The sequence below is a fragment of the Mesotoga sp. genome (genome assembly GCF_035363035.1).
Classification (GTDB): Bacteria; Thermotogota; Thermotogae; order Petrotogales; family Kosmotogaceae; genus Mesotoga.
On record NZ_DAOSEH010000010.1, the window covers coordinates 23,274 to 50,050 of the forward strand.

A 26,777-nucleotide genomic window follows, 5' to 3' on the forward strand; every position below is an offset into this window, starting at 1 on the left:
GAGGTGGCTGTATGAAAAGGTTCTTTCAGATTTTGGTTCTGGCTTTGTTAGCTGTTACGTTATTAGCAGGCTCCCCTGGGAAGCTGGTGATGGCCATCGAAACCGAACCGGTTGGCCTCGATCCTACACTGGTCACGGCTTTCGCTTCGCACAGGGTGCTGGAAAACGTTTATGACGGTCTGTTGAGGTACGATGAAAGTATGAACCTGGTACCAAATCTTGCCGAAAGCTTCGAAGTGGTTGATCCGTACACTATTCTCTTCAAGCTGAGAGATGGTGTGAAATTCCATAGCGGAGATCCATTAACCTCGGAGGACGTGATTTTCACGTTTGAAAGGCTAATGAACCCCGACACCAAGGCCCCGGCCGCGACCTACTACAAGGAAGTCAGTTCGATAAAGGTCGTTGACGGTAACAAGATCGAGTTCAAGCTCACCATCCCAATGGCCGCCTCGCTTTTGCCGAACTTCGCCGGTGTCAACAGCTCAATCCTCTCCAAGAAGTTTGTGGAATCGGGAGCCAATCTCCAGCTCTCGGCCAACGGAACAGGACCCTTCGAACTTGCCGATTATGTAGCGGGCAACTACATAACTCTCAAGAGAAACACGGAGTATTTCATCGAGGGCCTTCCTTACCTGGACGAGATCAAAATGATGATCATGCCCGAAGAGGTGACCAGGGTTTCGGCACTGAGAAACGGTGACGTTGATCTGGCAAGAATAAACGAGCCGCTCAGCTTGAATCAACTACCGACAGACAGATTCAAGATCCACAGAAATGCGGTGCTCAGCTATTACCTTCTGGGAATAAACACCACGAGGGGGCCGCTCAGCAACCCCAAGGTGAGAAATGCCCTGAATTACGCTATCAATAGAGAAATGATCGTCAAACTCGTCGCCTTCGACGAGGGTGCGGTGACCGGTCCGCTCAATCCCGAATTGGAGTTCTGGGCGATGAAACCCTCTCAATTCAGTGAATACACATACAACCCCGCAAAGGCTAGAGAGCTCCTAACCGAAGCCGGATATCCTAACGGTTTTGAGTTCGAGATAGTGGCCTCCCAGAGATACAGTTTCGACAAAGTTGCCCAGGTCATTCAGGCGCAGCTTGCAGAGGTCGGTGTCAGAGCTAAGATAAACCTTGTGGAGTGGGGTATATTTATAAGCAAATGGAGAGAGAGCGACTTCGACTCGTTCATTTCACTCAACAGCGGTTCCATCGATCCCGATATTCAGTTCAACAGAACTTTCCACACAGGTGGTTCTACGAACGTTTTCCTATACAGCAACCCCGAGGTTGACGCCCTGCTCGACAGGGGAAGAAGCGAAGCCGATATAAATGAAAGACAGAAAATATACAACCAGTTACAGAAAATCCTAGTTGCCGAATCGCCAATTATCTTTCTGTACTCCGCCAATACTATATTTGCAGCAAACAACAACGTAGAAGGGTTCAGATCTCTGGCGAACGAAAGCCTGATCTTTCTTAGAGAGACTTCCAAGAAATAAGGAGCGCAAATGGAGTTCAGCTACGTTGTAAGAAGATTACTGTCTGCCATCCCGACTGTGCTACTTGTAACTTTCATGGTCTTTTTGGCCATACACCTTGTTCCTGGAGATGTAGTAGATATTATGCTGGGAACACAGAACTATCTGACCCAAGACCAGATAGAGGAACTTTACAGAGAGTATGGTTTGGATAAGCCGCTTATTGTGCAGTACGGAATCTGGGTGAAAAACCTTTTTACTTTCAACCTCGGGACCTCTCTAAGAACAGGCAAGAGCGTAACCGAACTCCTGGGTGAAAGATTTCCAGTAACTCTTGAATTGGCCGTTTTCTCGCTCTTCTTCGCTCTAGTAATCGGGATACCACTGGGAATAATCTCGGCGGTTAAGAGAAATACGTTTACAGACAATGTAGTAAGGGTAATAGGGCTGATTGGTCTTTCGTCCCCATCCTTCTGGGTGGGGGCGATTCTCATAGTTCTCTTCTCGGGAGTTTTCGAGAACTTCAATCTCTTCGGCTACGTGAGTATGTCGAGCAATCTGATCGATAATCTCCAGGTTATGTTGTTGCCCTCTCTTACACTCGGATTGATGGTATCGGCGCAGATCCTGAGAATGACCAGAACCTCGATGCTCGATATTCTTACCCAGGATTACGTAAGAACGGCCAGGGCCAAGGGAGTCAATTCCAGAAACCTGATAATGAAACATGTGCTCAAGAACGCCCTGATCCCGGTAGTCACTTTATCGGGGATACAGCTGGGTTATCTCCTTGGGGGAACGATCGTGATAGAAAACATGTTCGCCCTTCCCGGAATGGGAAGGCTTCTGCTGCAGGTGGTCAACGAGCGAGACTACCCCGTGGTACAGGGAATAGTGCTATTCATAGGTGTTTTGATAGTGCTGCTCAATATCCTTGTAGATATCCTATACACAGTAATCGACCCCAGAGTCGAACTGCGTTAGGTGGTGGAGCAGTGCTGAAGATTTTACGTAGACTAGCCAGAAACCCTCTGTACGTTATCAGTCTGTTGTTGCTGTTGGTTGTAGTTCTGATAACGCTCTTCCCCGGACTCTTCGCTCCTTACGATCCCTACAAAATGGACGTCGAAGCCTTCATGAGCTGGCCTTCGTGGAAGCACCTTTTCGGCGGAGACCAGTTCGGAAGAGATGTCTTTTCCAGAGCCATGTTCGGGGTGCAAAAGAGTATGATAATCGCCTCCAGCGCGATTGCAATATCTGCCCTCATCGGTACCATGCTGGGCTTGATATCAGGCTATCTCAGCGGTGCCACAGACCTGGTGATAATGAGGATAATGGACAGCTTCTTCGCCTTTCCCTCCTTGATACTGGCACTCTTCATAATTGCTCTCTTCGGATCGAACATGGTGAATCTAGTATTCGCCATAGGGCTGGTTTACGTTCCCATCTTCGCAAGAACCGTGAGAGGGGCTGCACTCTCCCTGAGGGAGAGTCTCTACGTAAAGGCTTCGAGGGCTCTCGGAAAGAAGAGCCTTTCTATAATGTTAACGGATATTCTGCCCAACGTCTCTTCGGTTCTCATAGTGACCTTCACTACCAACGTGTCGACGGCTCTCCTGACGGAGGCTTCTCTTGGCTTTCTCGGTCTTGGAGTACCACCGCCAGAACCCACACTGGGAGGGATGGTGGGACAGGGCACGGCCTTCCTTTTGAGTGCGCCGTGGGTAGTACTCTTTCCCGGCTTGGTGATAGCTCTGATAGTTCTCAGTCTCAATATCCTGGGCGACGGATTGAGGGACATACTCGATCCCAGGATAAACAGATAATCACCACTTATACCTCCATAGAACTGTCGAACTGGTAGAAACACCGTCAACATACTTCTTCAGAAGATCTAACTCCTCGCTGGTATCGATAAGACCGGCCGCCACCAGGTTCACATCCGGAACCATCGCGCGTATTCTGGGTGCAACCTTGGTCGATACCAGACCTGGTAGAATTTCTATGTTTTTTACACCGTTGGAGAGTATCTGCTGAATTCCCTTGTCCACCGCCCGTGAGTCCAGGGCGAAGAATCTCAAGAGACTGTTCATTCCCAGAGAGATTGCCTGCTTGCTTATCCTTATTTTGGCGGTGATTATACCATCGATCCCGCATTTCTTTAAAAAGAGAACACTGTCTTCGTCGCCCGAAAGACCTGATATGAAATCTATATCGACGAAAACAGACTTGCCGGCGGCCTTGAATTCATTTATCCGGTCTTGAATTTCGAAGAGGCCTCCGTTCAGAAAGAAAACCGTCCGCGGATCTACCTCCTCCGGCCGGGTTTTCCTATCCCATAAAGCGGCAATAATACCTTTGAGCATGGATTAACCTCCTTGCCAATATTCTACCATCTTAAAAAGCCCGGGTTTTCTCCGACCATTCTTCCAGCCGCGCAAAAAGAGAAAGTCCTATATGCTATAATTTTATCGACACGTGGTAGAGCTTATGAGAAAACCACGCCATGCTTTCGTGGCGTGGTTTTTCTTTGGAGGTGTTTCGATGAGATCGGTGGTAATAGGAGGGGGAGTTATCGGGACGCTAATTGCCCGGCAACTGAGTAAATTCGAAGGTGAAGTAATCCTGATAGAGAAGAGAGAGGATCTGGGCCAGGGTATCACCAAGGCAAATTCGGCCATCATTCACGGGGGGTACGATGATCCGCCGGCAAGCCTAAGAGGCAGGTTGTGCGCCAGGGGCAACGAACTGTACGATAGGTTGGCCAGAGAGTTGAAAGTTCCAGTCAACAGGATCGGCTCAATCGTCGTCGCAAGAAACGAAGAAGAGTTGAAAAAACTGGAAGAGCTACTGGTCAACGGCCAAGCTAACGGCGTTCGCGATCTGAGAATAGTGGGGAGAGAGGAACTGCACGAGCTGGAGCCGGCTATCTCGAGTGTGTTCAACTACGCCCTTTACTGTGGAAGCGCCGGTATCACCGAGCCATGGATGGTAGCCATAGCGGCCTCGATAAACGCCGCTCGCAACGGAGCTGAAATTATCACCGGAGACGGAGTGGTCGGCGGCAGGGTTGAAGAAGGCTCTATAAAGAGCCTCCGTCTGGCTTCCGGCAGAGAAATAAAGAACATCGATATAGTGATAAACGCAACCGGCCTCTTCTACGAAAAGGTGGCACGGCTTTTTGATGTTGAGGTACCACCGGTCAAATTGAGAAGGGGCGAGTATATTCTCCTGGATAAAAGAGCCAGCGATCTTGTCAGAAGAATCGTCTTTCCGCTCCCTACCGCCTCAGGAAAGGGAAGATTGGTGCTGCCCACGATCGAGGGTGGCGTACTCCTCGGACCCACTTCGGAAGAGCTACAGGATTTCACTCCGCAAGAGCTGAAGACAACGGCGGAGGGATTGTATTCTGTCAGGCAATCTGGAAAGGAGCTGATTCCAGGAATCGATTCACCCCAATGGTACGTCAAATCCTTCGCAGGTATCAGACCGGAAAGCTCCGGCAAGGACTTCTACATAAAAGCCGCTTGTGAGATTGATAACTTCATAACCGTTGGAGCCATTAGATCGCCAGGCTTGACGGCTGCTCCCGCGATCGCGGAATACGTCGTTCTTGAGCTGCTGCCTTCTATTGGCGTTTCACTTGAGGAGAAGAGAAACTTCGATCCTTTCATAGAAGAACAGACCAGAATAAAGGAACTCCCATTTGAAGCCATCTCCAGCTTGATCGAAAGTGATCCCCTATACGGAAAGATAATCTGCCAGTGCAACGAAGTTTCGGAAGCTGAAATCGTTCAGTCGATAAGAGACGGGGCGCGAACGATAGATGGAGTTAAGTTTAGAACCAGGGCCGGTTTTGGTCGATGTCAGGGTGGTTTTTGCAGCTGGAAGATCGCCTCGATACTCTCAAGAGAACTGGGGAAAGATCTCTCCGAGATACGTCAGAACGTTCCTGAAAGCTGGATAACCGACGGGAAGGTGAGAGAAAGATGCTGAAGAGAGAGAAAACGGATGTTCTCGTGATCGGAGGCGGAGCTGCCGGTATGGCCTGTGCCCTGAGCGCCGCGAAAGAAGGTGTATATGTAACGCTTCTCGAAAGAGAATCGAGTGTGGGGGGCGTTTTGAACCAGTGCATTCACAACGGATTCGGCCTGCAATTCTATCACCAGGAACTCACAGGCCCGGAGTTCGCTTCCAGGCTGATCGATGATATGAACATGGAAAACGTAAAAATCATCAGCCAGTCGTACGTACGCGATATCGACGTTCGAAAGAGAGTCGCACAGGTACTTTCTCCAGACGGTGCCTACGAAATACAGGCCGGAGCTCTGGTTATCTCCACCGGCGCCAGAGAGAGACCTTTCGGATCGCTTCTAATACCGGGCGACAGGCCGGCCGGCGTCATGCCGGCCGGAGTTGCGCAGAGATACGTAAACCTTGAAAATCGAATACCGGCCAGAAAAGCTATGATTCTGGGCTCCGGAGACATCGGACTTATTATGGCGCGACGCCTCACTCTGGAGGGAGTTGAGGTAGTAAGCGTTCTAGAAAGAATGTCTTACCCAGGAGGACTGACTAGAAACATAGTACAGTGTTTGGAAGACTTCGATATACCGCTCCATCTCTCTACCACGGTTACGGGAATCAGTGGCGACGGAAGACTGAGAAGTGTGGAGATCTCGAAGGTCGACGAGAACTTTACGCCAGTTCCGGGTACTTCCAGAACCATCGACGTAGATGCACTTATTCTTTCGGCCGGCCTTCTACCGCAGGTAGAAGATTTCAGCGACGACCTTGAAGTCGATCCGATGAACAGGGGCTTCCTCGTTTCAAACACCTGTGAAAGCAGCATAGAAGGAGTCTTCGCGGCCGGAAACAATGTCGCCATCTTCGATCTGGTGGATTATGTAGCCGCTGAAGGCTGGATTGCAGGTCGTCACGCCGCACTATTCTCCAGGGGAGTTAATACTTCAGGAGATAGAGTGCCGGTCTTCCGGGGAAAGAACATAAGCGTTCTGGTCCCGGGAATCGTCGATATGGAGGAGCATTTGAGACTATACATAAGACTGAGAAAACCGATGGAAAAAGGCTTAGTGGTCCTGAAGGAACTAAAGATCGAAAAGAAGTTCTCGTACGGAGTACCCAGCGAGATGATACAGCTGGTAGTGAACAGAGACAAACTACAACCGCTGATGAATTACGGCAAACTCACAGTAGAGGTGCAGTGATGGAAGGTCACATAACGTGCGTGATATGCCCAGTAGGGTGCAAAGTATCCGTCAGAAAAGAGGGAGTTCAATACACAATAGAAGGCAACCGCTGTGCCCGTGGTGAGGAGTACGCCCGCAACGAGTTGATGATGCCCAAAAGAATTCTGACAACCAGTATTGGGGTATCCAACGGTACATTACCTCTGGTCTCTGTGAAGACACCCAGACCGATCGACAGAGCGCGTATCAAGGAGATAATGAAAGAGATAAAGAACCTGTCGATAGTTGCCCCCGTGGCAGTCGGCGATACAGTAGTCGAAGACATCGATGGAGAAGGTACGCCGCTGCTTGCAACCAGAGCCGTCAGCTGCAACGGTGGGAGAGAAAAAACAACTCTACCTACTTGAAATAAAGAAAGTTTCGAGTTACAATAATCAATGTGTTCCAGCGTGGCTCAATGGCAGAGCATCCGGCTGTTAACCGGACGGTTGGGGGTTCGAGTCCCTCCGCTGGAGCCAGGACTCCCCCGAAATTTCGGGGGAGTTTTCTCATATGCAGCTCTGACCGGGAACTTTGGGGAATAGTCTGGTTTTCGCAACGTGATCCAGAGAGCAGAGATATCTCGTCAACCTCTCCACTCCGAAACCACAGCCGGCCGTTGGTACCAGGTTGCCGTCTTCTGCGATCTCCATGTACCAGGACAGCTCTTTAGGGTCGCTCCCCTTGAACTCCATCCGCTTCACGATTCTCCGGTACTCCCACTCCCTTTCACCGCCCGATAGAGCCTCGCCAAAGCCAAGAGGGAGAATAAGATCCATATCCACGAGGGTTTTGCCGTCATCTGAAAGCCGATCATAAAACTCTCTCTCCCAGATGGGAATATCTATAAGCCAGAAAGGTTCGGTAAAGCTCTTTGAGAGAATCGTTTCGAAATCCTTTCCGTACTGGTCGTAGGCATCCAGATACTTCACCTTTGGGAAGGGGCGGGAAGGCACGGCCGGGTCGGATCCCAGATAATCCAGCGCCTGGCCGCAATCTCTCTTCACGGAAGTGATGACGTTAACGATCAGTCCTTCCATGACTTCCATAACATCTTCCCTCCTGCTGTCGCGCATTTCAAGATCTATCTGTGTGAACTCGAAGAGGTGTCTGCCCGAGGAGGCCTTTTCAGATGTTTCGAGTCGTACGTTTGGCGAGATGATGAAGATCCTGTCGAAGGCCGTACAGGCTAATTGCTTGTGGAAAATCATCGACTGCATCAGTTTATATTCCTGATCGTAGTATCGGAACTTGGCGTTGTGGACTTCGTGGTTGAGAGGGTCCGTGACCGGCGAAATTATCGTTGGAAGCAGCTCGACAAATCCCTTTCCCCGCAAGAAATTTCCCGATTCTGCAATAACCTTAGATTTGACTGTAACAGCCGCCCTAACGAACGGGTCCCTGAGGTGCTCCATTATCCTGTCGCTGAGTTTTTCCGTTCTCTCCATATTTTCAACCCCTTTTAAAAAATAAGGCCGATGGAAATCCATCGGCCTTTTAATCTTCTAAATTACTCAGTACGCAGAGATTAACCGACCGATCCCGGCCAGTTATTATTATTGAGTATGAACTTCTCAAATTTCGTTATGATCCTACCCATGTCAGTACCTCCGCGTTTGAAAGATTCTACCATCTGTAAGGTAACATAGAAAGTCTTTTCATTAAGATTTGTTGAAATGTCTTCTTTCCCCCAATTCTCCGGGTCGGTTATAATACTTACATGAACATTATTCCAGTTTTTCTACCCCACGAGGGCTGCGAAAGCCACTGTACTTTTTGCAATGAATATTCGGCCACTGGTCTGAAGAAACTCCCTGTCAGAGAAGAGATCCTTTCGACCGTACAGAGGTATCTCTTGTATTTTGTTGACAAGAACAACGTGGAGCTAGCTTTCTATGGCGGGACGTTCACCGGTTCCAAAAGGCAGAAGATATACCTGGATATAGGTCTGGAACTTTTTGAAAGAAAGGTGATAAAAGGGATACGCTTCTCTACCTCACCGGGGCAGTTCAACCGGGAAAAAGCCCTTCTTCTGCGAAATTATCCGATCAGTCTGGTCGAATTGGGAGTGCAGTCTTTCGATCCCCTGGTTCTGAAACTGAGCAACCGTGACCACGGTGTGAAAGAGATCTATTCGGCAACTAAAGTTCTAAAAGATTTCTCCATACCCTTCGGTCTTCACCTAATGACCGGTCTGCCCGGAGACAATCACGCCAAGGATCTGATCTCCTCTCTGGAAGCTGTCCGTACAGGTGCAGTCAGCGTGAGACTCCATCCGCTGGTTATTCTGAAAGACTCGCTGCTCGCACAGGACTTCGTCCGGGGACTCTTCTCGCCACCCGGTCTGGAAGAATCGCTCGAAATACTTTGGAAGATGTACCTGATAATCAACGGGGCAGGTGTTGTCGTTAACAGGATAGGTGTGTGCCTCTATGGAAACGAAATTAAGAACGTGGTGGCAGGCCCTTACCATCCGGCACTGGGTGAACTTGTTAGAAACAGGCTTATGCTCGAAGTACTCCGCGAACACCATAGATTGGGTGGGAGCGATCACATCGCTCTGGACAAATCTCACAAGGGCGATTTCACCGGGCACAGGAGATACGTGATCGTTACTGCCTCAAACGAGGGTATAATAGTTCAGTTCCGGGAAAACGGTCTCCGCCTCGATGTTGAAAGCTATCTGAATTCAATCAGAGAGAGGCTTCTGGGGGGTATATATGCTCAGACTTAGCTCGATCTATATAAAGGGATTCAAAAGTTTCGCGATGCCCACGAAATTCGATGTATCTGCGGGAATAACGGCAGTGGTCGGTCCCAACGGAAGCGGCAAGTCCAACGTCGTTGACGCGATACGCTGGCTTTTCGGCGAGCAGTCGATGAAAAACATCAGGGCTGACAACAGGGAGGACGTGATCTTCAACGGTTCGGAGAAGTTTCCGCCTTCCAACTCTGCCGAGGTGAGACTGGTCTTCGAATCGCAAGAGGGGAGTTTCTCCATAGCCCGCGAGGTTTCCAGAGATGGGCTTTCACAGTACAGAGTGAACGACAGACCGGGTAGGCTGAAGGACATAAAGGAACTCTTCCAGGGAACCGGAGTCGGGATGGATATTTACTCCATCGTTGGCCAGGGCCAGGTGGACAAGGTCGTAAGTGCCTCGCCTTACGAGTTAAGAGCCTTGATCGAAGAGGCGGCCGGAACGGCGATCTACAAGGAAAGAAAGAAGGAAGCCCTTGGAAAACTCGCCTCCACTGAGGAGAACCTCAACAGGCTTGAAGATATTATCTTCGAACTGGGCAAACAGAGAAAGTCTCTCTACTTGAAGGCAAAAAGAGCCGAAAAATACCTGGAATACACACAGAAAGAGAAGGAGTTGAAAGGCCTCTTTTTCGGAAATATCGCCAGAATCGAAGAAGAGACGCTTTTTACTCATCGGGGTGAGTTCGAGAGAATCAGAGAAGAGTTGAAAGAGCTCCAAAAAAAACTGGTGGAGGCCGAATCCAACTGGTCAACCCTCAGGAGCGAGTTCTCCGAAGTAGATAAAGAGATCGAAGGCTTCACGCAACTTCTTGAGGAGTACAAAAAAAGACAGAACGACCTGCTGGAGCTGAAAGAAATATACGCCAGGAGGCTCGGGGAGAGAGAAAACCGCCTGATAGAAGTATCCACCAGAATCGATTCCCTCAAAAACGAAATCGATGAACTGGAGAAGAGAAAAGACGAGATAAAGCTGATCATCGACAGTCTGAACCAGCAAGTCTATGAAGAGGAGAGACTGCTTACATCTCTCGAGGAGAAACGCGACTCGCTTGTCAAGAACTATAGCTCGCGCGAGCGAGAGTGGCTGAAATTACAGGAGAGCTTCGATTCAACTCAGAAAAGGCTGTCTAAGATCGAGAACGAGCTGGAGCGTCTCGAAAACAACCGTGAAGATACTACAAAGCGACTCAGATTGATCCAGACACAACTTCAATCCAAAAGAGAGCGGTTTGAAACTCTAAAAGAGGAGATAGAAAGCCTCGCCAGACAGGGAAAGGAGAGCTCGGACAGGCAGAAGGAAGTCGAAGCCAATATAAAGGCGGCCAAAGACAGAATGGCCGAGCTGGATTCGTCCCTGGAGAAGGCCAGAGAGTCTCTGACTCAGGACCAGAATGAACTCAAGCGTTCGCAGATGGAAAGGACCCTCCTGGAGAAGCAGCAACATGAGTACCAGGGCTTCTCCAGAACTGTGAGAGAGGTATTCAACAGACGGGATAGCTTCAACGGGTTGAGAGATGTCGTCGCCAACATCGTCGATGTTTCACAGTCCTTCGAGACTGCCATAACGATCCTGCTTGGTTCGAGGATGCAGGATATAGTCGTTGACGACGCCATCACAGCCAAGCGGATAGTGGAGTTCCTGAAGACCTACAAAATCGGAAGGGCCACTCTCCTGCCGATCGACATGATCGAGGGCAGTTTCAATCGTTACTCGAAGATAGAGAACCATCCTGGCTTCATAGGCTACGCAGCCAAATTGATCGAAGTACCGGAGGGTTTCGAGAAGTTGCCACCGTATCTCTTCGGAAATTCCGTGGTTACTAGGAACCTTGACGATGCGATCGAGATGAGAAGGGAGCTTGGCTTCTCCGGACGTATGGTCTCGATCGATGGTCAGCTCGTTAGCGGCGGTGGCTCGATCACCGGTGGCTTCATCGGCGACGAAGCTAGAACGGATCTTCTCTCTAGAAAGAGAAGGATCGCCGAGCTTTTGGAAAGAGAAGTCGAGCTGGAAAAGGGCATCGCTTTGAGAGAGAAAGAGATACTGCGCCTGAAAGACGATATAACCGAACTGAGGGGCTACTACAAAGTGCTCCAGGAGGAACTCAACGAGCTGGCCTCGAAAGGAGCTGCCATAAATCGAATGATCCACGAACTTCTGAAATCGACACAGGAAGTCGAGGATGAAATAGGAGAACTGGTTAAACTGGAAACCGAGTACTCACGCAGATTACAGGAAAGTCATCTCAAGAAGGAGTCTCTGGTCAACGAGCAATCTGCCCTGAAAATAGAGAAGGCGAGACTTGAAGAGAGCGTTGAGGCCGAGTCAGAAGAATTGAAGAGACAGAAGAAGGTTCTTGAAGAGCTCCAGGATAGCATCGTGGATTCGAAGCTAAGACTATCGACTTTATATGAAAAGCAGGAGCAGTATTCTAAGGAACACGCCTCTATACTGGAGAAGAAACGCTCCGATCAAGAAAACGTCAACCTTCTTTCCAGAGAGATGCAAGAGGTCGAGGAGGAGACCGAGAGGTTGAGAAAGCAGGTCGCCGATCAGGAGAGAGAGATCGCATCGGTGAAGAGAGAAACCGAAGATCTCTTCTCAAGCATAAGATACCAGAGAGAGGGTAAGGAACAGAGATTGAACGCTCTTCAGGAAGCCGAAGGTGTAATCAACGAACTGAAGGAGAAGCGCGAGAAGAAGAGAGACCGCTCCCATCAATTGGAGATGCTGATACAGGAAAGCCAGATGAAACTGACCAGAGTGAGAGAAGAGATGGAGAACTCTGGAGAAAATACTGCCGATGTTCCCGTTCTTTCGGAAGAAAAACTGCGGGAGGTTAAGGTCGAGCTGGACGATTACGAAAACAAGTTGAAGTTCCTGGGCAGCGTTGATCTCGATGCGATAGAAGAATACGGAGTGGTTGACAGGGAGTACCAGGAACTCAACGATCAGAAGGCCGATCTGGAAGATGCCAGACAGAAGTTGATAGAACTGATCGAAAAGACAGATACGAAGGCGAAGACAATTTTCATGGAAACCTTCGACAGAATAAACAAGAACTTCGCGGCTTATATAGACGAGATCTTCGAGGGGGGAGAGGGCGATATCAAGATAATCTCCGGGAACGATCTTCTCGAAACCGGACTCGAGATCACCGTGCGACGCCCTGGTAGAAAGATCCAGAAATTGCAGCTCCTCTCGGGAGGAGAAAAAGCGCTCGTGGGAATCGCGCTGATTTTTTCGCTACTGAGCATAAAGCCCAGTCCCTTTTATGTACTCGATGAAGTCGATGCGCCGCTCGACGATTTCAATGCAGAGAGGTTCAGGGTGCTTCTGAAAAAGCACGCCTTCGACACACAGTTTCTGGTTGTCACACACAACAAGCTAGTCATGGAAGTGGCCAACGTGCTGCACGGGGTAACGATGACCGACGGCCTCTCCAGAGTTATACCGGTCGAGCTGCACTCGGTGGAGTCGATCACCGGTTAGCAGTTTCTTTACCGCTTTCGGAGACCATCGATCTGAACTCTCTGACAATAACCGTTATCATGCCTGTCCCAACGAAGGCCGAACCGACGAAAAACAGCCACGAAGGTACATTTTTAAGAAACAACACATCCGCCATAACAGTGAAGACCGGAATCGTATAGACCCAGAGCGTCGCCGCCTTGCCTCCCCAGAGGTTTATTCCCATGTTCCAGAGGATATAGCCAAGCGCGGAAGCGAAGAGTCCCAGATAGACAACCCCGGCCAGAGCTCCTGAGGAAAAGGAGACGGACTTTCCGAGAAGGAAGATCTCTACAAAGGCGAACGGCAAGGAAAAGACCAGTCCCCATAACATTATCTCCATGGTGGTCCAAATCGAACTGTTTCTTATCCTTTCGTAAAAGTACGTGTATCCGGCCCAGGAGAGAGCCGCTCCGAAGGAGAGTAGGTTCCCAGCAACGCTTGAACCGCTGGAGAAGCTTCCCGAATAGATTATCAGCCCCAGGCCCACAAAAGCTATACCACCACCGATGTATTCTAAATAGTCGAATCTTCTGCGCAGAACGTCGTAAAGTATTATCGTCAGGATCGGAGCCGTCGAGACTATCAGCGAGGCGTCGGAAGCGTTGGTGAGGCTGAGACCGTAGTTCTCGAAAAAGAAGTAGGTAGTTATTCCCAGCAATCCGGCCAGCGCTGCAAATCTGTGTCTTACTCTCCCGAACGAGCCCCTTCGTCTCCCTACAATGGGAAAGAGAACGGCGACAGCGAGGGAAAATCGCAGAACTGCCAGAAACATCGGCGGCAGACTTTCCACCGCAACCTTCGTGAAGATATACGAAAGACCCCACATCATCGAAGTGATCGCCAGAACGATCAGCCCGAGACTTTTCCCCCTTGAAGTTTTCATATTCTCTTGTAAGGTGAGTACCGGTTCACAGTCCTGTCTATTACGGGTTCGAGTATCAGGGCTTCTCCCGGTTCAATGTTCGCTTCGAGCGAACCGAAGGAAGTTGAAAGCGTCTTTCCGGTCAGTATATCCCTCATAGCAGTTCCGTTCATAAGGAAGCCTTCCTGTAAATAGACCCTGGTCCTGACGTTACGCTCAGATGTGTTAATTACGGAAACGATCAACTCGTCGATGCTTTCGGTATGTCTCTTGAAAGTTATCAGAGAAGGATCACCGGCTCTCAGGACTGTGAATTCGCCCTTCCGGAGTGCGGTTTTGCTATTTCTTGTTTCGTTTAATCTTCTGTAGAGATGATAGGTACGGGGCGGGCTAGAAACCTTCTCCCACTCCATAGGACCCCTGTTTTCCGGATCGTGACCGCCCTCCATTTCGATTTCTTCGCCGTAGTATATCATCGGAATGCCCGGCAGTGTGTACTGCAGGACGAGCGCAGCTTTGATTTTATCGAAGGAGCTGAGTTCATTCCTGAGTCTCGGTACGTCGTGAGAGGACAGTATGTTCCATGATCTGGACATATAATCGAGCCCGCAGTCGTGGATACAATTGCCAAGAATCACGGCGGCCATCTCACCTTTCAACGAACCCCGAAGAGAGTCCCAGATCAGAGACCTGTAGTAATAGTTCATCAGACCGTCGAGTTTCGCCTTCTCTCTCCAGCCTTTAGGATAGTTCCAGATCTCTCCGACGATACAGGCCCGCGGATTAACACTCTTCACACTGTCCGACATTAGCGATAGAATATCCGGGCCGATGTCGAAAGCAACATCCAGTCGCCAGCCATCCATACCTAATCTCAGCCAGCGTTTCATGACAGATTCTTCTGATCTATAAATGATCTCGGCCAGTTCTGGGTTTTCGAGATTGAGTTCGAGTAGATTTCTCGAATCCATCCAGCCCCTAAACTGCCCGTTAACCCGCACAAAGAAATTTCCTTTCTCATCGTTGCCCTGAAACGCGCCGGGCTGGCCGAAAATGTTAAGGCCGTTGAACCATTTGCCGGCCATTCCGGCGTGGTTGAACACACCGTCCAGAATTACTCTCAACCCTTTCGAATGAGCGATTTTCAAGAGATCTTTCATGTCTTCTTCAGTCCCGAAATCGGGATCGATCGTGAAATAGTCGAGAGTATCGTATTTGTGGTTGGTGTGACCCCAGAATACCGGAGTCATGTAGATCGTATTTACTCCAAGATCCTTTATGTAATCGAGTTTCTCTATAATGCCCCTCAGGTCTCCTCCCCAAAAATCGTACTGGTGACCACCATCATGGGAGGCATGAGGCCTTTCATTCCAGGCACGAACACGCTGTTCGGGAAGTCTGTAGTGACCCTTCTCTCTCTTTTTGAAAACGTCCTGTGCCATTCCTATATTGAACCTCTCGGGGAAGATCTGGTATATAATTGCGTCCTTCTGCCAGTCGTCCATAGATCATTCCTCCAGCATTTCGTTCGCATACGAAAGATAAACCATCCCAAGAAAGATATTATCCCTGATCGACCAGAGCCCTTCGGGCTTAATATTTATCTGAGACTCTTTTAGCCATGAATTCAGCGTCCAGAGAGTTATTTCGTAGATCTGCATCAATCCACGAGAGTAAACGTACTGAGAGAAGGAAGGGTTGAGACTTTTCTCTTCCATCAGCGCATAAGGATTGAGAGAGGACTCCACAATCATAATCGAGACGACTATCGAAGGATCCAGTTTGGAGAGATCGAGTGTCTTCACTTTCCCGCCTACTATTATATTAACTTTCACACCTGTGAAATCCATGATCGCCCTGTAAATGGCTTCTCCTAGTTTGATTTTGAACCCATCGCCTTTCGAATCCAGTTGCTTGTTAGACTTGATAAGACTCAGCAGTTTGTTCTTGAGTGAGATATTCTCCCGGGGGGTTTTGGAGGAGATCAGTCTGTCTACGGCAGGGTTGGTAGAAAAAAGCTCTGTATCATCCACATTATGCATCTTTATCGCAGAACTCAGAACTGGTTTTGAATCGCTCTTACCGGCAAAATATTCGTAAACCGATACCACTCTGTCGTCGTAAGTGTAGGAAGGGTTGTTGAGAAAGTCCTCCCTGTTAGCGCCCAGACCGGCATTGTAAAGAATCGCCAGAGAGGCCACCTTTTTCGGGCTCAACCGGTTTCCAAAACCAACCAGCAGACCTGATATAACAACGATTGAAGTCAACAACACTAGAAGGACTATCAGATCCAATCTCTTTCCTTTATCCATTTTCCACCTCTGGGTTATTATATCAGAGAAAAGCCGGGTTGCCCCGGCTCGATAATTTTGTAACTCTCAATTATCTCTTCTTCTTCTTTTTATCGAACTTACAGATGCCCACCGGACACTGGAGTGTGTCAACATGCGCCAAAAATTCATCCTTGAACCGGTCGAGAATCGACCTCAGCGGTACTGGAACGGCCTGACCCAATCCACAGAAGGAAGAGTCTTCCATCGTATCGGCGACATCGTATAGTTGATCGAAGAGCTCCCTGGTTCCTCTACCTTTGGAGAACTCGTTCAATATATGGACGATTATGTGTGTACCTTCGCGACAGGGTGAACACTTACCGCAGGATTCATGGGCGAAGAATTCCATCAGGTTTTTCGCCACATCGACCGCACAGTGGGTCTCGTCGATAGCCAGAATTACTCCCGAACCGAGCGACGCACCGGAATTTTTGAAGGAATCGAAATCCAAAGGTGCACCCAGTTCTTCGGGCTTTATAAACGTACCGGCCGCGCCCCCAGTCTGAACCATCTTCACGGCTCTCCCATCGGGAATGCCGCCGCCGAACTTATAAACGAGATCGGCCACCGTGGTGCCCATGGGAACCTCGACTATGCCTCTCTTGACCAGATTGCCACAAAGGGAGTAAACTTTCGTACCAGCCGAAGACTTCGTGCCGATCGCTTTGAACCAGTTCGCACCTTTGTCTATTATCGGAGGAACACAGGCGAAGGTTTCGACGTTGTTGACCACAGTGGGTTTGTTGTACAGACCACTAACCGGGGGGTAAGGCGGTTTCAATCTGGGGCGGCCCGATTTGCCCTCGATCGATTCTATCAGCGCCGTTTCCTCTCCACAGACGTAGGCTCCGGCTCCCAATCTCACTGAGAGGTCGAAGGAAAAATCGGTGCCCAGTATGGAGGCCCCGAGAAGACCGTACTCGTACGCCTGGCTGATCGCTCTTCTGAGGCTGGCAACGGATTCGAAGTATTCTCCCCTTATATATATATATCCCTTGCTGGCACCGACAGCATAACCTGCTACGACCATACCTTCAATGACAGAGTGGGGATCGCCCTCCATTATCAGGCGGTCTTTGAAAGTACCGGGCTCACCCTCGTCGGCGTTGCAAATCACGTACTTATCAGGCGAATCTACTTTCTGGGTGAACTCCCATTTCAAACCAGTCGGAAAACCCGCACCACCACGGCCGCGCAATCCACTCTTCTTGATCTCTTCGATAACGGCCCGGGGCTCCATTCTGAAAGCCTTGGCCAGTCCCTGGTAGCCGTTGAGAGCTATGTACTCTTCTATGTTCCTTGGATCGATTGAACCTGCATTGCGCAGAACTACGCGTTCCTCGATTGTGGTGCTTTTTGCTTCGACCGGTCCTTCGGTGCTGAAATCTTCAACGACCAGTTCCCGGGCGATCCTACCTTTGAGTAGATGTTCGAGAACGATCTTTTCAACATCGACCTCGGATTTGACCGAGTAAACGGTGTTCTCGGGTAGAACCAGAAACAGTACACCCTTTCCGTAATCTCCGAAAGAACCCGTCTCGAGAACATCTACGATCGATCCCAGGTTGTATTTTTCCACCAGGGAGGCGAGATAGTTTTTATAATGGCGCGCACCGAGAAGAAGGCTGTTCGAGTCGATTGATACCAGAACGGTAATAGGTTTGCTCATACTCACTCACCTCTCTCTCTGGAAACGATTGAATCGATAATCTCCGAAACTCTCTCTTTTGTGAGATTTCCATAAGCTTCGTCGTTTATCATCATTACGGGAGATACTCCGCAAAGTCCCAGGCAGCTGGTCTCTTCGAGAGTGAATAGACCGTCGCCGGTTGTCTCACCGAAACTGATTTCAAGGCTGTTCTTAAGCGCATCAACGACTTCCTGTCCGCCGGTTACATGGCAGGGAAGGCTCTTACAGATCCTTATTACGTACTTTCCGCGTCTGTGAGTGGAGAACATGGTGTAGAAAGTCAAGACTTCGTATATTTTCGACAGGGGTGTACCGGTCAGCTCTTTCAACACCTCAGCCGCCTCGATTGGAATGAAATTGCCGTAGTGATCCTGAATAGCGTGCAGAGTGTTTATCAGTACGTCGCCCTTTTCGAGACTCTGACTATTTATATCTTCGTAAATCTTCGTAACCGTCTCGCGGATACTGTCAACAGACATGTTAATTCCTCCCTTCAACCCAAATTGACAATGCAGAAGAACCCCCTCGGAAGGGGGTTCTCAAATATCTCACGGAGAGACTTTGCTGATTGCGTTAAATCTGCATACCGCAAGACAACTACCGCAGCGAGTGCAGATTTCGGGATCTATCTCGTGGGGCTTTCTGACTGCGCCGGAAATTGCGTTCACGGGACAGACTCTGGCGCAGGCCGTGCAGCCGACACACTTATCCTTATCTATTACGACTCTCATGAGAGGCTTGCATCTCTTTGCGGGGCATTTCTTTTCCAAAACGTGCGCTTCGTATTCGTGCCAGAAGTACCTCATCGTAGAAAGAACCGGTTGAGGTGCCGTCTGGCCAAGTCCACAGAGAGATGTCGCCATTATATTTTCACCCAGTTCTTTGAGAAGCTCGAGATCTTCCATGGTTCCTTCGCCTTCGGTAATTCTCTCGAGGATCTCGAGCATTCTCCTGGTGCCGTCACGGCAGGGTGTGCACTGTCCACACGACTCTTCAACGGTGAATTCAAGAAAGTATTTGGCCACGTCAACCATACAGCTGTCTTCGTCCATGACGATCATTCCGCCAGAACCAACTATTGTTCCGAGCTTTTTAAGGTTATCGTAGGTAATCGGGGTGTCCAGATGTTCCAGCGGGATACACCCACCACTAGGCCCACCGGTTTGAACAGCCTTAAGTCTCTTTCCTCGGGGAATTCCTCCGCCTATATCATAGATGAGCTTTCTCACGGTAATTCCCATGGGTACTTCTACAAGGCCGGTGTTTTTCACGTTTCCGGCCAAAGCGAAGACTTTTGTGCCTTTTGATCCTTCCACGCCGTACTGGCTGAACCATTCGCCACCGTTTATAATTATCGGAGGAATGTTGGCATAAGTCTCTACGTTGTTCAGGAGGGTCGGCTTACCCCACAGACCCTTGTTAGCGGGGAAGGGCGGCTTCACCCTGGGAATTCCCCTTTTGCCCTCAATCGAATTGATAAGCGCGGTCTCCTCACCACAGACGAAGGCTCCTGCGCCAATCCTTATTTCGAGGTCGAAAGAGAAATCTGTACCCAGTATTTTGTCACCGAGGAAACCGTACTCTCTGGCTTTTTCCATCGCGAAAGACAGTCTCTCAATCGCCAGGGGATACTCGGCACGAACATAAACGAAACCTTTCTGTGCACCGACTGTATAAGCAGCTATAGTCATTGCTTCCACTATCGTGTGAGGATCACCCTCCAGGACGGCTCTATCCATGAAAGCTCCAGGGTCTCCTTCATCGGCGTTACAGATTATGTACTTTGGATTACCCTGGGCCTTTTTGGCGAAATCCCATTTCATCCACGTCGGAAAACCGGCACCGCCCCTGCCTTTCAATTCGCTCTTCTTTAACGTTTCAATTACTTTATCAGGTCCCATTTCGAAAAGAACTTTATGAAGGGCGAAGTAACCGTCCCTTGCGATGTACTCATCGATGGATAGAGGGTCTATCACACCGAGATTTCTTGTAGCTATCTTAACCTGTTCGGTAAAGAAGGGAAGTTCTTCCTGGGGTTTTGTCTTGAGTTCGCCCGTATCGCCTTTATAGAGAAGCTTTTCCACAACTCTCCCTTTCAGTATATGCTCTTCAACTATTTGGGCTGCATTTTCGGCGTTGACCTTCTGATAGAAAACCCCCTCGGGATAAATTACCAGGATCGGTCCAAGATCGCACGCCCCCATACAGCCAGTTTCTACAACCCTTACAACCGTCTCCAGAGAATACTTTTTTAATGTATCCTCGAAAACTTCTTTGACACTTTTCTCACCTGCCGATATACAGGCTCCACCGGCACAGATAAGCACCGTATTTTCAACAGCGGGCACCGCTAATCACCTCTTCGTTATAGTTCTCCCTTTTTGACAATGAGATCTCCGACAACTTTCCCCTCGACAATGTGCTGATCTATTATTCTCTTCGCCTGTGCAGGGGTTACGTGTCCGTAGATTATCGGGTCGGCCCCTTCCAGATGAACTTCGATGGTAGGCTCTACATCGCACAGGCCGAAACAACCCGACTGAACTACGGCAACATCTTCGATCCCCTTTTCATCAAGGGAATCAACGATGGCTCTCAAAGTGTCTTTGGCACCTGCAGCTATTCCACATGTTCCCATGGCAACGATTATCTTGCCCTTCTTGCCGGAATCGCGCATCTTAAGTCCTTTCATCGCATTTTCCTTGATTTTCATGAGTTCTTCAAGACTCTTTATCTTTGCCATTATTCAGCCCTCCTGTATTTGTCAAGAATCTTAGACACTTCATCCGGAGTGACCCTTCCGTAATAGTCATCTTCACCGATGAGAACAACCGGTGCCATACTGCACGCTCCCAGACACCTTACTGCGTGGATAGAAAACTTTCCATCGGCAGTTGGTTGATTCATGGGTACTCCCAGTTCATCCTGTAGTCTCTCCATAATTTTGTCAGCGCCTTTCACATAACAGGCTGTGCCCAGGCAGACTCTGATTTGATGCTTTCCCTTTGGTTTCATAGTGAAGAAGTTGTAAAAAGTGACTACACCATAAACTTGACTGAGCGGAACGTTGAGTTTCTCCGAAACGTGCTGCTGGACTTCTTCAGAAAGATAGCCGAAGATTTCTTGAGCTTTGTGAAGAACGTTAATTAAGACACCCGTGTTGTCTTTCACGGAATCGATATACCGGTCCAGTTCGGCAAAAAGATTCTCGCAATCCGGGCATTTAACCACAGACAACCCTTGCACCTCCCTTTAAGCCAAGAATGTTATTTATTTCACACATGGATTATAACATGGGCCCGAAAAAATGGGCAGTTTCGTCTGTTAAGATGCCCCCAACAGTTGGAAAACAAAGAATCTTCGTAATACCCTTTCTGAGATCGATCAGCGAAATCTGTCTGCAATGGCTTTCAATTTCATTTTTCAACTTGCATAAAGACTGGCTAGAAATTCCGGGGATACAAGACTTATCGTCTATTAAATGTTAAAATTACCGGTGTTCGAGGAGCCTTAATAAGGAGGAGATTCGATGGATCTAGGAGTCTTTGTGCGGGATATTCCAGACTTTCCAAAACCGGGTGTGATTTTCAAAGATGTCACACCCATGCTAAAAGATCCCGATGCTTTCAGGGAATGCATTTTACAGATGAGTTCTCTAGTTGAAGGACTTGACTTCGATATCATAGTGGCACCGGAAGCCAGAGGCTTCATATTTGCCGCTCCAATAGCCTTTCATACCCGAAAAGCTCTGGTTCCTGTGAGAAAGCCCGGCAAACTTCCCTTTGAGACACTGGAGATCGACTACGAACTAGAGTACGGTAGGGCAACTCTACAGATGCATATCGACGCAATACATAAAGGCGAGAGAGTATTGATCGTGGATGATATACTTGCGACGGGTGGAACGATGAAAGCAATAGCCGAAATGATTGAGAGCTGCGGTGGTGAAGTGATCTCAATATTGTGCCTGGCCGAACTGGATTTCCTGAAACCGAGAGAGAAACTCGCTCGTTACGATGTGCGCACTTTAATCTCTTACTGACGGAGGTTAGTAATGCTGAAGTACGATTTTTCTTTTGCCTTCAAAGAGACCCTTGAAAGCGGTTTGATTTTCGATGAACTTCTTGAGACGGGTAAAAGCACCTCAACGATAATGGAAAAGGTCAATTCGCCCGAACCTGGTTTTCTGAGAATATTGGGCGATGATTCCATTCTGGATGAAGTGAAGACACTGGAAGACTGGCTGGAAAACTTCGAAAACTTTGTGGTGATAGGTATCGGTGGCTCCGCGCTGGGAAATCAGGCCCTTCACTCATCGCTGAACCCCCTAAACTGGAACAACCTGAGCAGGGAGAAACGTATGAAAAAAGCCAGGATCTTCGTGCTGGACAACGTAGATCCCGACATGGTCTCCTCGATTCTGGGCGAGTTGGACCTAAAGTTGACGGTTTTCAACGTCATCTCGAAATCCGGTACAACGGCAGAATGCATGTCTAATTACCTTATCGCAAGAGGCCTTCTCGACAAGCTGGGTCTTGCGGCAAGCGAGCATTTCATTTTCACAACTGATAGCGAAAAGGGCGTGTTGCGAGAGATAGCCGATCGCGAAAAAATAAGAACATTGACGATTCCCGACGATGTCGGCGGACGTTTCAGCGTGCTGACTTCGGTTGGACTTCTTTCGGCCCTAGCGGAGGGCATAGATATCGACGGTCTCTACGAAGGAGCCAGGTTCGGCCGTGAAAGGTACCTTCGGGACAATGTCAAGTCCAACCCGGCCCTCGTGAATGCGTTGATCCATTACGCATACATGAAAAAAGGCTACAACATATCGGTTATGATGCCTTACTCGAACAGGCTTTATACGCTTGCGGACTGGTACAGACAACTTTGGGCCGAATCTCTGGGTAAGAAGTTCGATTTCAACGGCAGAATAGTACATACTGGCCAGACTCCTATAAAAGCTCTTGGGGCGATAGATCAGCATTCGCAGGTCCAGCTTTACAACGAAGGCCCAAAGGATAAAGTGATAACTTTTATAAAGCTTGAAGACTTTGGAAATCAGCTCACAGTTCCGTTTATCCATTCCGATGTCGAGGCACTGTCCTACCTGAACGGCGTTGAACTGGCCGAGCTGTTGAATGCAGAACTCAGAGGGACTTCGATAGCGCTCGCATCCAACGGAATTCCCAACCTGACGATCACTTTCCCACAGATCGATGCTTTCCACGTCGGGGAGTTCATAATATCTTACGAAATACAGACCGCGATCGCAGGAAGCATGCTTCGAATAAACCCTTACGATCAGCCGGGGGTTGAACTTGGAAAGAAACTTACTTACGCCTTCATGGGGCGCAGGGGTTACGAGGAAATCAGAGATAGATACGAGGAGAAGACCTCCTGGAGGTTTGAACTATGAAAGAAGACTTGCTAAAACTCATAGAAGAATTCGATGTTACCGAACTTTACTTTCTAGAGGAAACCATTCCGACCTATATCATCGTCTCCGCGCAATCAGAGTCGTTGCTGAAGAAAATCGGCGAAATGGAAGAGATTGAAGCCGATATCATAACCCTCACTCCCGATGAGAAAGAGGCCCTTAAGTTTTCACCCAGCGAGATCTCAAAAGTGGTAATAAACGTCATGGAGAAAGGTGAGAGATTGATTTGACGGTGCTGGGCGTAGCCGGTAAGGCTGGTTCTGGCAAATCTACGATTGCTTCGGCGCTCGAAAAGTCCGGTGCGATCCGAGTATCCCTCGACGAAATAGGCCACCAGGCGCTCGATTCAATGAAAGAGGAAATTCGCAGAGAGTTCGGAGAATTTGTAATGACCGGAGATTCGGTGGATAGAAAAAAACTGGGAAATGCTGTCTTCATAAGTCCAGAACTCCTGGAAAGGTTGAACCGTATCGTTCATCCAGTGATTCGTTCTGTGGCACTTGCGAAAATGAGCGACGATGCCAAGCTTTACGTAATCGATGGCGCGCTGCTTCACGAAATTGGTCTTTCGGAATTTTGCGATAAGATCTTGTGGGTGGAATGCTCCCCAGAAGAGACGGTGCGGCGCCTCGCGCTACGTGGAATGACCGAATGCAAAGCCAGATCGATCTTACAGTCCCAGCAACATCTTGACCGCATAAGAGACTCTGCCGACGCTGTTGTTGACACATCTGGAGATGCTGCCACGACTATGCGAAAAGTGGAAGAGGTTCTTTTTGAATGGGGCATAATGCTATAATTACTTCGACGCTTGAAACACTTTGAATAAGGAGGTAAAGAGATGCGCAAAAGTATTCTTCTAGTAGTGATGTTTGCGATTCTCGCAGTCTTCGTAATGGCGAAGACGGAAATCGAGTTCTGGCACGCAATGGGTGGCGCACAGGGAACGACCGTTACAGAGATCGTGAATTCGTTCAACGAAGCCAACCCGGATATCGAAGTCAAGGCTATCTACGTGGGTAACTACAATGCATTGCAGCAAAAACTCCTCGTGAGTGCTGAAAGTAACACCCTTCCGGCCCTCTCTCAGGCTTACGGAAACTGGACAGCCAGATTGATCCCCAGGGGCGTCGTGCAGGAACTGAATACCCTTATCGCCGATCCCGAAGCCGGTCTGACCGACGAAGAATGGGCCGCCATCTGGTCGCCTTTCAAGAGAATGGTGACCTGGGGAAGCACGATCTACGCCGTGCCCTTCAACAAGAGTACATATGTTCTCTACTACAACACCGATCTCTTCGAACAGTACGGCCTTGAAGTCCCAAAAACGATGGAAGACCTGCTCTTCGCGGCCATGATGCTTACCGAGGACAAGAACAAAGACGGGACCATCGACCAGTACGGATTCGGTTTCAGAACGACCATAGACCATTTCATGACCTTCCTCAGGGCCAACAAAGGCGAAGCTGTCGAAATACTCAACGACGGTTCGGTCAAGGTTATAATCAACTCTCCGCAAGCAAAAGAAGCTCTGCAGCTCATGTACGATATGGCACACACCTACGGTGTCGCTCTCTTCCAGGGTGGTTATCTCGACGCTCCGTTCGGGGACGGTCAGATCGCTATGTTCATCGAAACTATAGCGTCAGCCTCTTACGTTGACAGCGGTTCCAGAGGAAAGCACGGCTGGGCGTGGGCACCGGTTCCGATGTGGGAAGTCCAGGCACCACCGTTCGCCGGGACGGATGTAGTAATGTTTGCCGGCATCACTGCCGAACAGAAGGTCGCCGCATGGAAATTCATGAAGTACCTGGTAAGCCCGGAGATCCAGGCTTACTGGTCGGTGAAGACAGGCTACATGCCGGTTACGCAGCTTGCCCTCGATACACCTCAGTGGAAGGCATACGAACAGCAGAATCCGACCGTTGCCGTTCCGATAAGCCAGATCCCCTTCGGTTCTGTCGATCCGAACGTTGCTCTCTGGGATGATGTGAGAAACGTACTCGGAACGATGGTGGGCGACGTCATCAACCAGAAGAGAACGGTTGATGAAGGTATAGCCTGGGCAGAGCAGGAACTGCTAAGAATTATAGCCAATCAATAAAAAGTGTAGTAAAATCTGGGGAGGCAGTCGCCTCCCTTTTTTATTGTTTAATTGACGAGGTATGGGTCAGTGAAAAAGTATTTTCATTCCTTCAATTTCTACGCTTTTTCCTTTTCGGTACTTTTGTATTTACTATCCTCATCCATAAACGTTAAAGGAGCCGAATGGGGGCTTTCATACATAGAGATCGGGCTGATAAACTTTGGTGGGAGTATCTTTTATGTATCGATGGCCAGCACTTTGGGCAGGATAGGAGATAAAATCGGCTTCAAAAAGAGTCTCTCCATCGGAATGATCGCTATGGCCGTTTTTCTGAATCTGGGTTTTTTCTGGAGAGGTGTCATGGATATAACTCTCTTCGCCTTCGGGATGAACCTCTTCTTCGGCTTTTTCTTTCCGTCTCTTGAGGGTTTGATCTCCAAGGGAGAGAGGAGAGAAGGTATAGACCCTTTGACGACGGTGATACGCTTCGTCCTGTCCTGGAGCGCCGGTAATATCGTCGGTATGGCTCTCGGTCCTTATCTAATTCAAAAGATGCCGAAGGTCGTCTTCATGTTTGGAATCCTTCTCTCCCTTATGAGTTCGGTGATGATTTTCAGAAGCAGGAAAAAATGGGGCGAATCGCTCCCCGGACCTTACAGTGAAAAGCTCAAAAAGCCGATGCCGCAAGCCGACCTTCCAAAAATAAAAGAGTATCGAAGATCTTACAGACTGGCCTTCCTCCTAGCAGGGATAATATATACGAGCGGAATGGCGCTCTTTCCAAAGTTGATTTCGGCCTCCGGTCTACCTCTGGAGAACATAGGATTTTTAACGGTTGGTGCGAACGTCGGAGTCTTTCTCTCTTTTATTTTCATGAGTAGATTCAAGTTCTGGATCGGCAATCCCGGTAAGGCCCTGATACTGATGATGGTAATTTTTTCGACAGCCGTGCTGTCATTTTTCATGCCCCAAACGGCTCCAGTGTTCTTCGCCGTGACTTTCCTTTGCGGCACCACTTACGCGGTGCCCTACATTTTCGCGATCTTCTACGGTCTAAACTCACAGGAAAACGATCATGGCAAGCAAGGAGGAGTGCACGAATCCATGGTCGGCATAATCTTCGGTGTCGGCCCGTTGATAGGAGGGTATTTTCTTCAAGTATGGCCCGATTTGAAAAGCGTGGGCGTCATGACGCTCATACTCATCTCGGTGATATTCATCAATCAGATTCGCTTTATAAGAAAAGTCAAAAGGTGACTCTTCAATCGAAAGTATTTCGAATACTTCACTGTTAGTCAGCGACTGACCCTGCCCCAAGTTAACAGGAAAGAGATGAAGAGAAGAAAAAGGGATTG

At 49.0% G+C, this 26,777-nt stretch carries 24 protein-coding genes and 1 tRNA gene; 15 read left to right on the plus strand and 10 right to left on the minus strand.

Going from position 1 to position 26,777, the window contains the following annotated elements; genetic code table 11:
- The first annotated feature begins 11 nt into the window (after nt 1–11).
- Genes PKX57_RS03255 through PKX57_RS03265 form a run of 3 tightly spaced genes read left to right on the plus strand, consistent with a single transcriptional unit; the run spans nt 12 to nt 3,313 of the window.
- The gene (locus PKX57_RS03255; RefSeq protein ID WP_472415997.1) at nt 12–1,508 is read left to right on the plus strand and encodes an ABC transporter substrate-binding protein; all 1,497 of its coding nucleotides are present in this window, start codon (nt 12–14) and stop codon (nt 1,506–1,508) included.
- Nucleotides 1,509–1,517: 9 nt separating this feature from the next.
- Complete coding sequence (locus PKX57_RS03260) at nt 1,518–2,471, plus strand: ABC transporter permease (RefSeq protein ID WP_472415999.1); 954 nt, start codon at nt 1,518–1,520, stop codon at nt 2,469–2,471.
- An 11-nt stretch (nt 2,472–2,482) separates the two neighbouring features.
- A complete protein-coding gene (locus tag PKX57_RS03265; protein ID WP_213922650.1) occupies nt 2,483–3,313 on the plus strand; it encodes an ABC transporter permease subunit in 831 nt (276 codons plus the stop codon).
- Here PKX57_RS03265 and PKX57_RS03270 read toward each other — a convergent pair whose 3' ends face one another.
- Nucleotides 3,314–3,853: a glycerol-3-phosphate responsive antiterminator gene (locus PKX57_RS03270; RefSeq protein WP_213922651.1), complete on the minus strand. Its 540-nt coding sequence runs from the start codon at nt 3,851–3,853 to the stop codon at nt 3,314–3,316. It abuts the gene before it with no gap.
- A 178-nt stretch (nt 3,854–4,031) separates the two neighbouring features.
- Here PKX57_RS03270 and PKX57_RS03275 point away from each other — a divergent pair, with 178 nt between their 5' ends.
- The 4 genes from PKX57_RS03275 (at nt 4,032) to PKX57_RS03290 (ending at nt 7,215) form a co-directional block, all read left to right on the plus strand.
- Entirely contained in the window at nt 4,032–5,483 is a 1,452-nt protein-coding gene (locus PKX57_RS03275) for an FAD-dependent oxidoreductase (RefSeq protein WP_472416001.1), read from the plus strand.
- Nucleotides 5,480–6,715: an NAD(P)/FAD-dependent oxidoreductase gene (locus PKX57_RS03280; RefSeq protein ID WP_472416011.1), complete on the plus strand. Its 1,236-nt coding sequence runs from the start codon at nt 5,480–5,482 to the stop codon at nt 6,713–6,715. The genes PKX57_RS03275 and PKX57_RS03280 overlap by 4 nt, the downstream gene beginning before the upstream one ends.
- On the plus strand, nt 6,715–7,104 hold the full coding sequence (locus PKX57_RS03285) for a DUF1667 domain-containing protein (protein WP_472416003.1): 390 nt from the start codon (nt 6,715–6,717) through the stop codon (nt 7,102–7,104). Before PKX57_RS03280 ends, PKX57_RS03285 begins: the two co-directional genes overlap by 1 nt.
- 36 nt (nt 7,105–7,140) lie before the next feature.
- Nucleotides 7,141–7,215: transfer RNA gene (locus tag PKX57_RS03290), tRNA-Asn, on the plus strand.
- A gap of 30 nt (nt 7,216–7,245) precedes the next feature.
- On the opposite strand, the gene PKX57_RS03295 is transcribed toward PKX57_RS03290, so the two are convergent.
- Nucleotides 7,246–8,184 carry an amino acid--tRNA ligase-related protein gene (locus tag PKX57_RS03295; protein WP_213922654.1) on the minus strand — a complete coding sequence of 313 codons (939 nt, stop codon included), beginning with the start codon at nt 8,182–8,184 and terminating at the stop codon, nt 7,246–7,248.
- Nucleotides 8,185–8,456: 272 nt separating this feature from the next.
- Here PKX57_RS03295 and PKX57_RS03300 point away from each other — a divergent pair, with 272 nt between their 5' ends.
- Together PKX57_RS03300 and smc are read left to right on the plus strand one after the other, a co-directional pair.
- Nucleotides 8,457–9,470 (plus strand): radical SAM protein, encoded by a 1,014-nt coding sequence (locus PKX57_RS03300; RefSeq protein ID WP_470745661.1) that lies wholly within the window; start codon nt 8,457–8,459, stop codon nt 9,468–9,470.
- The gene (gene smc / locus PKX57_RS03305) at nt 9,457–12,990 is read left to right on the plus strand and encodes a chromosome segregation protein SMC (protein ID WP_472416005.1); all 3,534 of its coding nucleotides are present in this window, start codon (nt 9,457–9,459) and stop codon (nt 12,988–12,990) included. Before PKX57_RS03300 ends, smc begins: the two co-directional genes overlap by 14 nt.
- Here smc and PKX57_RS03310 read toward each other — a convergent pair.
- From PKX57_RS03310 to PKX57_RS03345, 8 genes are all read right to left on the minus strand, one after another.
- Nucleotides 12,980–13,894, minus strand: a complete 915-nt coding sequence (locus PKX57_RS03310) for an EamA family transporter (RefSeq protein WP_214075546.1) — start codon at nt 13,892–13,894, stop codon at nt 12,980–12,982. The genes smc and PKX57_RS03310 overlap by 11 nt on opposite strands.
- Nucleotides 13,891–15,378, minus strand: coding sequence for a cyclomaltodextrinase (gene aglB / locus PKX57_RS03315; protein WP_472416007.1), 1,488 nt, complete (start codon nt 15,376–15,378; stop codon nt 13,891–13,893). The genes PKX57_RS03310 and aglB overlap by 4 nt, the downstream gene beginning before the upstream one ends.
- Nucleotides 15,379–15,381: 3 nt before the next feature.
- Nucleotides 15,382–16,185 carry a transglycosylase SLT domain-containing protein gene (locus tag PKX57_RS03320; protein ID WP_169699742.1) on the minus strand — a complete coding sequence of 268 codons (804 nt, stop codon included), beginning with the start codon at nt 16,183–16,185 and terminating at the stop codon, nt 15,382–15,384.
- 70 nt (nt 16,186–16,255) lie between these two features.
- A complete protein-coding gene (gene nuoF / locus PKX57_RS03325; RefSeq protein ID WP_213922659.1) occupies nt 16,256–17,875 on the minus strand; it encodes an NADH-quinone oxidoreductase subunit NuoF in 1,620 nt (539 codons plus the stop codon).
- Nucleotides 17,876–17,877: 2 nt separating this feature from the next.
- A complete protein-coding gene (locus tag PKX57_RS03330) occupies nt 17,878–18,375 on the minus strand; it encodes an NADH-quinone oxidoreductase subunit NuoE family protein (protein WP_472416009.1) in 498 nt (165 codons plus the stop codon).
- 69 nt (nt 18,376–18,444) lie between these two features.
- The gene (gene nuoF / locus PKX57_RS03335; protein WP_169699740.1) at nt 18,445–20,244 is read right to left on the minus strand and encodes an NADH-quinone oxidoreductase subunit NuoF; all 1,800 of its coding nucleotides are present in this window, start codon (nt 20,242–20,244) and stop codon (nt 18,445–18,447) included.
- Between the two features lie 17 nt (nt 20,245–20,261).
- On the minus strand, nt 20,262–20,639 hold the full coding sequence (locus PKX57_RS03340) for a (2Fe-2S) ferredoxin domain-containing protein (protein WP_169699739.1): 378 nt from the start codon (nt 20,637–20,639) through the stop codon (nt 20,262–20,264).
- Nucleotides 20,639–21,133, minus strand: a complete 495-nt coding sequence (locus tag PKX57_RS03345) for an NADH-quinone oxidoreductase subunit NuoE family protein (RefSeq protein WP_169699738.1) — start codon at nt 21,131–21,133, stop codon at nt 20,639–20,641. The genes PKX57_RS03340 and PKX57_RS03345 overlap by 1 nt, the downstream gene beginning before the upstream one ends.
- Before the next feature lie 292 nt (nt 21,134–21,425).
- Between PKX57_RS03345 and PKX57_RS03350 the strand changes: the two genes are divergently transcribed.
- From PKX57_RS03350 to PKX57_RS03375, 6 genes are all read left to right on the plus strand, one after another.
- Nucleotides 21,426–21,938 carry an adenine phosphoribosyltransferase gene (locus tag PKX57_RS03350; protein ID WP_213922663.1) on the plus strand — a complete coding sequence of 171 codons (513 nt, stop codon included), beginning with the start codon at nt 21,426–21,428 and terminating at the stop codon, nt 21,936–21,938.
- 12 nt (nt 21,939–21,950) lie between these two features.
- Nucleotides 21,951–23,315, plus strand: coding sequence for a glucose-6-phosphate isomerase (locus PKX57_RS03355; RefSeq protein ID WP_213922664.1), 1,365 nt, complete (start codon nt 21,951–21,953; stop codon nt 23,313–23,315).
- Nucleotides 23,312–23,566 (plus strand): hypothetical protein, encoded by a 255-nt coding sequence (locus PKX57_RS03360; RefSeq protein ID WP_213922665.1) that lies wholly within the window; start codon nt 23,312–23,314, stop codon nt 23,564–23,566. Before PKX57_RS03355 ends, PKX57_RS03360 begins: the two co-directional genes overlap by 4 nt.
- 2 nt (nt 23,567–23,568) lie before the next feature.
- Nucleotides 23,569–24,135 (plus strand): dephospho-CoA kinase, encoded by a 567-nt coding sequence (gene coaE, locus PKX57_RS03365; RefSeq protein ID WP_213922677.1) that lies wholly within the window; start codon nt 23,569–23,571, stop codon nt 24,133–24,135.
- Between the two features lie 42 nt (nt 24,136–24,177).
- On the plus strand, nt 24,178–25,440 hold the full coding sequence (locus PKX57_RS03370) for an extracellular solute-binding protein (RefSeq protein WP_213922666.1): 1,263 nt from the start codon (nt 24,178–24,180) through the stop codon (nt 25,438–25,440).
- A gap of 69 nt (nt 25,441–25,509) precedes the next feature.
- Entirely contained in the window at nt 25,510–26,679 is a 1,170-nt protein-coding gene (locus PKX57_RS03375) for an MFS transporter (RefSeq protein WP_213922667.1), read from the plus strand.
- Nucleotides 26,680–26,777: the final 98 nt, after the last annotated feature.